Raw genomic sequence first — 10,499 nt, 5'->3', positions numbered from 1 at the left:
TTATGAGTTTGCCGCCACCCGGGAGATGACCGAGGAATTGAATGTATCCATTGAACAATCTGATCTTAGTGAACTTTTACGATCTGATCCTTGCCCAGATAATGGGTATGAGTTTATACGCTCTTACCAAGTCTCCCAACAGATAAATCCGGTGGCTGACTCTACGGAAATTTCCGACCTTCGGGAAATTGGACTTTTAGAGTTGGACGAATGGATGGCCCGTGAACCTGCCCATTTCGCCAGTTCTTTTAGGTATCTCTTTCCCTTTGCCCGTAAGAAATTCTCCAACCTTACATAAGAGAGAGCTGGGAACCTTCGCTACCTGCTCCTGGTACCACACCGCTGGCTTCCCAACCTTTTGGAGTAAGTACTCTTCCTTGTTGGGTGCGTTTAAGGTAACCCTCTTGAATGAGGAAGGGTTCATGAACTTCTTCCAATGTATGCTCCTCTTCATTGACCGCAACAGCTACGGTGCCCAGACCTACGGGGCCCCCCTTATAGTTTTCCGCCATAGTGGAGAGGATACGTTTGTCCATTTCATCGAGTCCACGATCATCGATCTCCAAGAGCTCCAGAGCTTTGGAAGCAAATTCTCGGTTTATGGTTCCATCCGATCGTTGTTCGGCATAGTCACGTGCAAAATGAATTAAATTATTGGCTATCCGGGGAGTACCCCGAGCCCGTGCGGCAATTTCTTCCGCACCCTGTTGATCGATAGTACAGTCCAAGAGTTTACAACTCCGTAGCACAATTTTGGTAAGGTCTTCCCGCCCATAGTAATCCAGACGGGTTTGCAGAGTAAAGCGGCTGCGCATGGGAGCGGAGAGCAGACCAACTCTAGTAGTCGCACCAACCAGGGTAAAGCGTGGGATTTCCAGACGAACACTTCGTGCGTTGGGTCCTTGATCAATCATAATATCAATCCGGAAGTCTTCCATGGCAGAGTAAAGGTATTCTTCTACGGTCTTGGGGATACGATGAATTTCATCAATAAAAAGAATGTCTCCTCCTTGCAGATTAGTCAGTAATCCGGCCAAATCACCAGGTTTGTCAATCACTGGCCCGGAGGTTATCCGTACCTCCCTTTGCAATTCATGTCCGATAATATGTGCAAGGCTGGTTTTGCCTAATCCAGGAGGACCACATAACAAAACATGCTTGAGGGCTTCTTCCCGCTTGGCCGCGGCTCCGACCATCACTTGTAATCGTTCAATTGTCTTGGGTTGCCCTGTAAAATCATCAAAAGACGGAGGACGCAAGGCGGCGTCTACTTCGGTGATAGGTGACAATGAATCATCAAAAAAAGTTCGTCCTTTGGGCGGTTCTTCAGTCATTTTCTTTGCAAGTCAAACGAATCAATCAACAGGACTGCGAAAGGCAGGTGGCAACGCGGATTCTGGAAGGCGCTCAATTTTCGCCCCCAAATTCCTAAGTTTTTTATCCAATAACTCATACCCTCTGTCCAAGTGATAAATGCGATGAACCCAAGTCTCACCCTCAGCGACTAAACCGGCAAGGATTAATGCGGCACTGGCACGCAGGTCTGATGCCATAACGGGTGCCCCATTAAGAGTTTTTCCACCCCGCACGATTGCATTGGCACCCTCCAATGATACTTCTGCTCCCATCCGTAAAAGTTCAGGGATGTGCATGAAACGACTAGCGTATACACGTTCTGTTAAAATACTAAGACCCGGAATGGTACAGGCAAGGGCACATGCCTGAGCTTGTAGATCCGTGGGGAATCCAGGGTAGGGCAGGGTAATGACTTCAAAGGGTTTGAGGCCACTTGGGTCAGTTTTAACCTCGATTGTATCTGCACCGATCTCTTGTAATTGTATGCCCGATTCTTTCATCACTTTAGCGAAAGCGCCCAAGTGGTTTGGTCGAATTCCTTGTACGCAAACTTTTCCTCGTGTGATTGCACCTGCCATTATGTAAGTGGCTGCCTCGATACGATCTGGAATTACTCGGTGGGTACAGCCTTGGAGTTTTTCAACTCCCTCAATTTTTAGTAAGTGAGAACCCGCACCGGAAATCTTTGCCCCCATTTTTTCCAGCATGGTGCATAAATCTAAAATCTCTGGTTCGCATGCAGCCCCATCGAGCACGGTGGTTCCATGGGTCAATACGGAAGCCATGATTGCATTGGCAGTTCCGGTAACCGTACTTCCGTGCCTCCCCCCGATAAATATCGTAGCGGGTTTCATTGAGGATCCATCCACTTCAACCACGCCCTGATTTAGCGATACATTAGCCCCCATTTCGTTGAGGGCTCGGAGGTGTAGATCAATTGGGCGGTGGCCAATTACGCAACCACCAGGCATCGGAATCTTTGCTCTTTTCAAACGGGCTACAAGAGGTCCAAGCAAGCAAATAGATGCCCGCATTTTACGCACTAATTCATAGGGGGCATCGGGATGTATGTTCGCCGGATGGATTTTCCAAGTGTTTTGTCCGAGTCGTTCGATATCAGTTCCAAGATGGGAGAGGATTTCACCCATGAATCGAACATCGCTGAGGTCAGGAACATTTTCTAGGATTGTTTCCTCGCCACTTAAAAGAGCTGCGGCAAATTGGGGGAGGGCGGCGTTTTTAGAGCCGCTAACTTGAACTTTTCCTTCGAGGCGTTGACCTCCCTGAATTCTTAAGATCTCCATACCTTAGAGGGACCGGAAGAAGAAAAGTTATTCTGAGTAATTGGCGAGATCCACTTGGTGTCCTTGAATTACGAACCAAATATTTTACCGAGAAACCCTTTGAGTCCAGTGGCTTTTACCGGAGTTTTGGCAGGTGCCTTGGAATGTGATTTCCTTGGTCCACCTGACTTATTTTTGGAATGCTTGGAATTCTCAGGTCTCGGTTTGGATGAATGCTCGTTATTTCTCGGGCCTCCCGATTTTCTTCTCGGTTTATGGTTTTTACGATTGTGAGGCGTGTTAGATTCACTGTTTTCTGGAGATTTATTGTCCTGATGTGGACGATTTTCTCCACGGTCTTTTCTTTGGCGTGGCTGACGATTACCCTCCCGAGGCTTGCGGCCACCGCGTCTATCATCACTGCGATTTCCACGATCTTCATTTCTCGAATGGGGACGCCCAGCGTTTTCACTAGGTTTGAAATTGCTTAGGTCATCGGTCAGAGATACCGGGTTGGCTGCATCAATTTCTCCCATGGGGGCAGCTGGAGTTGAAGAACGATCGTTCTCCAATGGTTTTTCATTGGGTCTGTGCCAACGTGAACGAATTCTAGATTTCATATATTATGTTGTAATGACTGATTAATTTCGACTTAGCAAAAAATCGAGCCTGTCTATCGGGCTTTGTTGCTCTTTTTAGAAGGTACAACACGCCGGGCAGGGCAGATTTAAGAATCTATATCCTAGCTGGGATGCCTACAAGGTAAAAGAATTTACAAAACTTTGCGAAACCACTTGCAACCTGCTTAAGGAAAGTACTTAAAATGCGTTGATGGATAAATTGGAAAACATTTTCGAACTCCAGGAGGTTCTTAACCGAAGGATTGGGGTAAATATGGATGAGTTGAACGATGAGGACCGCACGAAGTGGATTCTCAATTATGTCCGGGCGATGCAACAGGAATTAGCAGAGCTTACTGATTCCGTGCCTTGGAAGTGGTGGGCAAAATATCAAGAGTTTGACAAGCAGAATGCAAAAGTCGAAATCGTGGATTTATTTCACTTTCTCATCTCACTTGCCCAGGTCATGGGGATGTCTGCGGATGATGTTCACGAAGCTTACCTCAAGAAAAATGAAGTAAATCATAAGAGGCAAGAAAGCGGTTACTCGTCAAAAGACGAAGACGACTCGAGACACATCTAAAAAGGACTCGGGTATAGCCACTTAGTGGCTATTAGGTTTTTGGAAACTTAGAGTGCCGAGACAAGAGCGGCACAACGAGCTTTCTTACGAGCTACTTTGTTAGCATGCACCAAATTGCTCTTGCTTGCTTTGTCCAAGGCGGAGATCAAAGATTTGGCGGCAAGTGATGCGGCTTCTTTGTCCTTTGATTCTACAGATGCCTGAAAAGCTTTGTCTAAAGTCTTGAGCTTACTCGAAATCGAGCGATTTCTCAGGTAGTTAGTCCTGTTTTTACGAATGTTCTTTAATGCTGACTGGGTATTGGCCATAGCGAATTAAAAAATTCTAATTTTCTCTATTCGTCAACTTGAAACATTAACATAAAAAGGATTCCGAGAAGCTGTAAGCCGGATTCTGTAACCCTATGCAAAAATGAATTTTCGCAAGGATTGCCATTCATTTATCTATTTGACCAAAGATCAAATCCCCGCGCGAGCGAGGTGCGACGTACCCGAAACCATAGACGGGTAGCCCGGTTTCCTATTTCGTCTTGCATCGGATTGGGTTTACCATGCCCGTCCGATTGCTCGAACGGCGGTGGGCTCTTACCCCACCTTTTCACCCTTACCTCCCTAGAGAGGCGGTTTGTTTTCTGTGGCACTCTCCGTGAACTTGCATTGAAACAAGCCCCCCCCGCTTTCACGAGGAATCCTACCCTGTGATGTCCGGACTTTCCTCTCCTTTGCCCAAAGGCATGGGAGCGAATGACCGCTTCTCGGAAAATTTTAGAACTTTTATCCTTTAAAAAGATTGGAGCCCTTTCCTCCAGTGGATATTTGCTTTGAACGATCATCTTTCTATGTAAACGATACGGCCGCATTGATCACACTGAGTAATCTTTTTTTCCACAAGTGCGGAGGAAACCACATCGTTAGATACCCTCAAGTGACAGCCCGAACATTTTTGATCGGATATCGGAGCCATGTAGGGAGGTCTAGATACAATCGTGGTCACGCGATCGTAGGAAGAGAGAAAGCTCGGTTCTACCTCCTGTCGGGTTTGTTCAATTTCTTTTTCAAGATCTAAAAGTTCAGTTTTTTTCTCCTCCCCTTGTTCAGCACGCTCATCCCTTTGCTTCTCCATTTCTGCTACTCGCTCGGTAATTTTACCTTGTGCCAATTCAGCAGTTTCGCGTGCTCCATCAATTTTCAGGAGTATTTCAATTTGTTCGTTTTCACGGTCTTCAATTTTGGCTAACAAATTTGAAATTTCATTTTCTAAAGCCTGATATTCTTCATTCTTTTTAACTTCCAATTGCTTATTTCTTTGCCTGTTAATGGATTCGTTCATGGAGAGAATTTCTTTTTCCAATGAATTATTTTCAGATTCCAGGCCTTTCCATTCTGCGAGTGCAAGTTCTACAGATTCTTTTTCCACAGCTATCTTTTTTTCCATTCTGGCAAGTTCTTCAGGAAGCTCTTTAACATCTTGCCGAAGTTTTTGGAAGCGTCTGTCTCGGCTATGGAGGAGGAGAAGTTTTTGAAAATCTGCGTCTTGAAACAACATGATGTTAAAGTAAGAGTGGGGTAAATATGTGTAAGGCAACTCCCTACATGACTTTCCTTTTGGCAAAATACAAGGATTTAGGCGCAAAGCTTTACTTCACTGCCATTCAGTGGCAGAATGAAATTCTACAATTTTATGACATCTCAAGATTCATCTGTCCAACTTGTTGACCAAGCAGTCCTGCTCTTTACCCTAGGAGAAGAGAAGGAGGCTGAGTCTCTCCTTGTCGAATATTTGTCCAGACACGAGAACGATTTGTCTGCTTGGCGAGCTCTTTCAGAAATTCGTTTATCTACAAAGGATTTTTCTGCTGCCGAACATGCTTGCCGTAAGGCATTATCCATTAACCCTGACGATCTTACTTCTAATGTCAGTCTTGCTAGGATATTGGTGTCTCAGGGGGATAAGGAGGGTGCCGAAGAAGCCTCTTCAAAGGCAAGAGTACTGGGGTGGAAGGATGAACTTGCTCAGGACGAGCACAACGGATAATCTTTATTTAAAAAAAATTAGCCCAATGCCTGCGACCAATAAACAAAGTTTAGATTTTGAAAGACCCCTTCTCGATTTGGAGAAACAATTGGATGTTCTCATGCAGTCCTCCACTAATTCGGATATGGACTTCACCGATGAGATTAAAGCGATCGAAAAAAAGATCGAACAAACCAAGCGACAAGTCTACTCAGACTTGAGCCCTTGGCAAAAAGTCCAGCTCTCTAGGCATCCCAACCGGCCGTATTCGCCCGATCTTATCAAGCGTATCTTTTCTGGATTTGAAGAACTTCACGGGGATCGGTTATTTAAAGATGATAATGCATTGATTGGGGGCCCTGCATCTCTAGACGGTCAAAGAGTCATGGTAATCGCTCAACAAAAGGGTAGAAATACCGAAGAGAATTTAAAGAGGAATTTTGGCTGTCCAAATCCTGAGGGATACCGAAAGGCTTTACGACTTATGAAAATGGCCGACCGTTTTGGTCTACCCATTATTTCTTTAATTGATACTCCGGGCGCTTATCCGGGAATTGGGGCAGAGGAAAGGCATGTTGCTGAAGCGATTGCTGTAAACCTTCGCGAAATGTCAAATTTTGAAGTACCCATTATTGCCTTGGTTATTGGCGAGGGTGGTTCTGGAGGTGCACTTGGAGTGGCAGTTGCAGATCGTGTATTGATTCTCGAAAATGCCTATTACTCGGTAATCTCGCCCGAAGGCTGTGCCGCTATTTTATGGAAAGATAGGGCTTTTGCCGCAAATGCCGCGGAGGCACTAAAGCTTGATGCCAACGAACTTTTAAACCTAGGTATAGTCGATAAGATTCTCCCAGAACCTGCTGGGGGAGCTCATCGTGATTGGGATGTTACTGCCCAAACAATTAAGGTTGCATTACTTGGTGAATTACAGGAATTGAGCAAAGTACAATCAGGTGAATTTGCGCAATTAAGGTATGAGAAGTTTAGGAAGATGGGAAAATTTACCGCTTAGCGATAACCCAATTAGGATTATTTCTTAGTAACGATTGCTAAGATCTGGAGCTGGAGGCCCGCTCAATCCCAACCGTTCGTTTCGATCGATCACATCGATCATACTATCTTTGAGTCTTTCGCGCATGCGCATCGAAGATTCTAACTCCCTTTCCATGATGACCATATTTTCTTTAAGTGAGATAATCGCATTGTTTAGATCGGTCTCACGGTCGGTCATTCTAACTATGTCTTGTTCGAGGCGAATATTTTCCTTCTCCAATAAATTCATCCGGTTTATTAAGACCTGTTCGCGAGCAAGAACTTCAGAGTATTCTGATTCTAGCTCCCTCGTTTCAGCCATTAAATCTTGATACTCCGTACTTCCCGCGTTCTCAAGATTGTTAATTTTGACTTCGAGCTCTCTAATATTTGCTTCCAAAATTCCAGCTTCTTGGCTGAGTAATCTTTCACTGGCCACCGCACGGTTGAGTTGAATTTCGAGGTTTCTTGATTTGTCTTTAAAGAATCCACGTTCGTCGTGAAGTGACCCGCTTTGAGACATCAGGTCTTGGTTTTCCTGGTCTAAGTCTTTGAGTTTGGTAATCAAGTTTCTTTCGTTTGATTCAATGTTTTCGATCTCTTCTCTCATTAAATCAACCGCACGTAACATGTCCGAATTTTCCGATTCCAGTGCGGATGTTTTGGCAAGTAACATTTCGTTCGAGTCTCGTAATCCTACCATTTCGTTAGAAATTCGAGATTCTTGCATTGCTAAATTGTTTAGTTCGGCCCGCAAAATACTAAGTTCTTCTTTTTGAGACATATCGGTATCGAGAAGAGAATCGTTGCGAGTGGAAGTTCTTTCCAACTTGGTACGGAGGTCATTATTGGTCATTTGAATGAGCCTGGCATTTTCTCCCTGCCTCTGTGCTTCTATTGTAAGATCGGTATTAATTTGTTGGAGATTGGAAAGTTGGGCTCGTAATGCGTCTGTTTCGATTTGGTATCTAGAAACTTTATCTGATAAATCTTCTTTATCTCCCAAAACAAGGGATGAACGATCCTGCTCTAATGCTAAGATTCCATTTAAACGAGCAATCTCATTTCTAGCATTCATTAATTCTTCACTCAGGACAATTTCTTCGTTCTCCAACATTTTCGCCTCATTTTGAGCTTCTCTCATCAGGGCTTTCATTTCGGACAGTCGAGAGTCGGTGGTTTCTTGATCGATTCCAAGTGAGGCAAGTTTTTGATTAAGCTTGGCGTTTTCTTTTTCTGCCCGATCGAGTTGGGCTTCCAACTTGTTTTTAACGGCCTTGGCCGCACTCATATCAGTTCGTAAATCTTTTGCTTTTCGATCAAGCGTGGAATTGGCAAGTTCCAGGTTTCTTATTTTGGAATAAGCACTTTCATCTGAATTATCCCGATTGTCCAAAGACTGTTCTAGCTTTCGGTTGTCTAGGGCCAATTCCTGATTGCGTAATTCTAATTCCTTTTCATCTGCTTTGAGTTGTTGAAGTTGTCTGCGTAAACGGGCGTTGGTTTCGTCCAGGTATTGATTGCTGTTTACACTGCGTAGACCTTCTTGCTTAAGCTTTAGAAGCTGAGTTTCTAGGGCCGCAATTTGTCCAAGTGCTTCGTTTAAATCATCCTGCAACTTGGCCGATTGAGGAGAGGGTGGGGCTACCTGAGGTGCGTTTAACTGTTGCAAGACCACGGACCTTGTCTTTTCCACCAGTGCATTGTGCTTAGCGGCTAAGTCGTTGTATTGCTTGATTAAAAATTCCGGATCGCGCAGTTGGGCATCGGTTTGCCCATGAGCAATACTTCCGACTAAAAAAACAGTTAGTGTTGATAAAATTGATCTATTGTAAATCTTGCGCGACATATAAGAAGAAATTTAAAATTGTCTAATTGGAATAGCAATTTTGTTCACATGGCAAGCGATACTTAAGTAACACCAAAATCATGGTAGTTATTAAATTTGTATATTCGATTGGACTGCCGCCTTGGTAAGACGGTCTAACACTGCACGGTTTAAGCCCTTTGGACTGTGAGAAAAGACTAAGTGCAATCTTCTTCTCTTCTTTTTGTCTGCTTGGATTAAGACGCTGTATAAATTGCGTGCAATTTCCCCCTCGCTACCAGAAATTGAAAGAGCCAAGCAAGAGAAGTCTTTTTGCTCGATTACATTTCTTTCCTCGGCAGTGCAGACAATGATTAAATCTTTACGAGATAATTGTGCTGATTCCAATAATTCCTTCGTGTCTGCATGCAAAAATAAAGGGGTTTTAGGTGCATAATGGCAATCGCTCATACCTGGAGATTGATCACCGGCAGTTTGACCTGCCTTGTTCATCCTCTGGATCACATGGGGACCTAAAAGAACTTCTTCACCCAAGGCCAGTTGCAGATCATTACGGGTGATCATGCCTGGTCTTAAGATAGTTGGTTTATCATAAGTAAGGTCCAGAACCGTTGATTCCAATCCTACTATGCAAGCACCCCCATCCACTGTAGGTGGTGCCATGTCGCCAAACAATTCAGCAATATGACCAGCAGTGGTTGGGCTAGTTCGGTTCGATGGATTGGCACTCGGTGCGGCAAGCGGTTGTTTTAACCGATGTAAAATTTCTCGAAATATCGGATGATTTGGTGCACGAAGGGCAACCGTTTGGTTGCCGGCAGTAACCTCCAAGGGAATCAAATCTTTCTTTGGTAAAACAATAGTTATCGGTCCGGGCCAAAAGATTTTGCATACCCGTTTTGACAGATCGTTAAACTCGGCAAGATTTTCCGCTTCGCTAAAATCAGTAACATGAACTATTAGTGGGTTTGTTGAAGGCCTTCCCTTGAGTTCGAAAATTTTTCGGACCGTATTTGCTTGCAAAGCAAGTCCGGCAAGTCCGTAAACCGTTTCTGTTGGCAGAGCAACTAATTCACCCTGATTTAATCGGGCAATCGCATCATCTAAGGAGATGAGCACCCGTCACCGCAAGGCTTTTGGGCCTTATTTGAGGATTAGCATGTGCCTCGCCTTTTTAATTAAGCGGGACACTTTTCGCTGTTGCATAGGAGTAAGTCCTGTGTACTTGCGGGAAATGATTTTTCCCGTGTCGGTAGTGTACTTGGCCAAGGCATCACGATCCATAAAGGAATAATGCTCGGGGTTTTTGCTTTTGGATGGGGCTACTGAAGTTTCGCTCATATGGATATTACAATGAACAACAAAGAAAAATGTTCAATGCCAAAGTTCAATTGATCTTATTCGGTTTTGATTGACGAAGGGGATCTAGTTTGATTGGTTATTTCCTTGTTATGAAAGTTGTATCATCCATCAAGACCCTCAAAAACCGTCACCCCGACTGCAAGGTAGTACGCCGTAAAGGCCGCCTCTATGTCATTAACAAAACCAACCCGCGTTTTAAAGCACGCCAAGGTTGATTTTTTATAAACCTACTTTCTTATACAGATGAAAAAAGACATTCATCCTAAACTTAATTCAGTTACCTTTGTGGATGTATCCACTGGTAAGAAGTTTAACACCTTTTCTACTGCTAGTTCCAAGAAAACTGAGAATGTGGCCGGCATCGACCGCCATGTATTAGTTCGCGATATCACCATGGATTCTCACCCAGCATTCACTGGTGA

General features: G+C 44.3%; 14 protein-coding genes and 1 other RNA gene. 6 read left to right on the top strand and 9 right to left on the bottom strand.

The features are described 5' to 3' along the window. Positions 1–298, top strand: a 298-nt coding sequence (locus ACKPQ4_RS02210) for an NUDIX hydrolase (RefSeq protein WP_407679576.1), incomplete at its 5' end; no start/stop codon positions are given. On the opposite strand, the gene ruvB is transcribed toward ACKPQ4_RS02210, so the two are convergent. The 3 genes from ruvB to ACKPQ4_RS02195 all read right to left on the bottom strand — a co-directional run bounded on the left by ruvB (position 291) and on the right by ACKPQ4_RS02195 (position 3,259). Beyond that, positions 291–1,334, bottom strand: a complete 1,044-nt coding sequence (ruvB, locus tag ACKPQ4_RS02205) for a Holliday junction branch migration DNA helicase RuvB (RefSeq protein ID WP_407679575.1) — start codon at positions 1,332–1,334, stop codon at positions 291–293. The genes ACKPQ4_RS02210 and ruvB overlap by 8 nt on opposite strands. 21 nt (positions 1,335–1,355) lie before the next feature. Further along, on the bottom strand, positions 1,356–2,660 hold the full coding sequence (gene murA / locus ACKPQ4_RS02200) for a UDP-N-acetylglucosamine 1-carboxyvinyltransferase (protein WP_407679574.1): 1,305 nt from the start codon (positions 2,658–2,660) through the stop codon (positions 1,356–1,358). A 68-nt stretch (positions 2,661–2,728) separates the two neighbouring features. Continuing rightward, entirely contained in the window at positions 2,729–3,259 is a 531-nt protein-coding gene (locus tag ACKPQ4_RS02195) for a hypothetical protein (RefSeq protein ID WP_407679573.1), read from the bottom strand. Between the two features lie 211 nt (positions 3,260–3,470). Between ACKPQ4_RS02195 and ACKPQ4_RS02190 the strand changes: the two genes are divergently transcribed. Next, positions 3,471–3,842, top strand: a complete 372-nt coding sequence (locus ACKPQ4_RS02190) for a dUTPase (RefSeq protein ID WP_407679572.1) — start codon at positions 3,471–3,473, stop codon at positions 3,840–3,842. A 47-nt stretch (positions 3,843–3,889) separates the two neighbouring features. On the opposite strand, the gene rpsT is transcribed toward ACKPQ4_RS02190, so the two are convergent. The 3 genes from rpsT to ACKPQ4_RS02175 form a co-directional block, all read right to left on the bottom strand. Further along, entirely contained in the window at positions 3,890–4,150 is a 261-nt protein-coding gene (gene rpsT, locus ACKPQ4_RS02185) for a 30S ribosomal protein S20 (RefSeq protein ID WP_407679571.1), read from the bottom strand. A gap of 58 nt (positions 4,151–4,208) precedes the next feature. Continuing rightward, positions 4,209–4,601: RNase P RNA component class A (rnpB, locus tag ACKPQ4_RS02180), an RNA gene on the bottom strand. A gap of 69 nt (positions 4,602–4,670) precedes the next feature. Next, complete coding sequence (locus ACKPQ4_RS02175) at positions 4,671–5,387, bottom strand: zinc ribbon domain-containing protein (protein WP_407679570.1); 717 nt, start codon at positions 5,385–5,387, stop codon at positions 4,671–4,673. 117 nt (positions 5,388–5,504) lie between these two features. Between ACKPQ4_RS02175 and ACKPQ4_RS02170 the strand changes: the two genes are divergently transcribed. Then, the gene (locus ACKPQ4_RS02170) at positions 5,505–5,876 is read left to right on the top strand and encodes a tetratricopeptide repeat protein (RefSeq protein ID WP_407679569.1); all 372 of its coding nucleotides are present in this window, start codon (positions 5,505–5,507) and stop codon (positions 5,874–5,876) included. Positions 5,877–5,901: 25 nt separating this feature from the next. Next, a complete protein-coding gene (locus tag ACKPQ4_RS02165) occupies positions 5,902–6,867 on the top strand; it encodes an acetyl-CoA carboxylase carboxyltransferase subunit alpha (protein WP_407679568.1) in 966 nt (321 codons plus the stop codon). Positions 6,868–6,891: 24 nt separating this feature from the next. Here ACKPQ4_RS02165 and ACKPQ4_RS02160 read toward each other — a convergent pair whose 3' ends face one another. From ACKPQ4_RS02160 to rpsR, 3 genes are all read right to left on the bottom strand, one after another. Continuing rightward, entirely contained in the window at positions 6,892–8,736 is a 1,845-nt protein-coding gene (locus ACKPQ4_RS02160) for a coiled-coil domain-containing protein (RefSeq protein WP_407679567.1), read from the bottom strand. A 90-nt stretch (positions 8,737–8,826) separates the two neighbouring features. Continuing rightward, complete coding sequence (locus ACKPQ4_RS02155; RefSeq protein ID WP_407679566.1) at positions 8,827–9,834, bottom strand: L-threonylcarbamoyladenylate synthase; 1,008 nt, start codon at positions 9,832–9,834, stop codon at positions 8,827–8,829. Between the two features lie 24 nt (positions 9,835–9,858). Further along, positions 9,859–10,056 carry a 30S ribosomal protein S18 gene (gene rpsR, locus ACKPQ4_RS02150; protein WP_407679565.1) on the bottom strand — a complete coding sequence of 66 codons (198 nt, stop codon included), beginning with the start codon at positions 10,054–10,056 and terminating at the stop codon, positions 9,859–9,861. A 110-nt stretch (positions 10,057–10,166) separates the two neighbouring features. Here rpsR and ykgO point away from each other — a divergent pair, with 110 nt between their 5' ends. Together ykgO and ACKPQ4_RS02140 are read left to right on the top strand one after the other, a co-directional pair. Further along, positions 10,167–10,292 (top strand): type B 50S ribosomal protein L36, encoded by a 126-nt coding sequence (gene ykgO / locus ACKPQ4_RS02145; protein WP_407678138.1) that lies wholly within the window; start codon positions 10,167–10,169, stop codon positions 10,290–10,292. A gap of 28 nt (positions 10,293–10,320) precedes the next feature. Beyond that, positions 10,321–10,499 (top strand): 50S ribosomal protein L31 (locus ACKPQ4_RS02140; RefSeq protein WP_407679577.1); only part of this gene is annotated, 179 nt, incomplete at its 3' end.

This window comes from Candidatus Chordibacter forsetii, from assembly GCF_964187505.1.
In the GTDB taxonomy this organism is placed as follows: domain Bacteria; phylum Verrucomicrobiota; class Verrucomicrobiia; order Opitutales; family Seribacteraceae; genus Chordibacter; species Chordibacter forsetii.
Note: the sequence above shows the minus strand (reverse complement) of the source record. Positions and strands in the feature narration are given on the sequence as shown.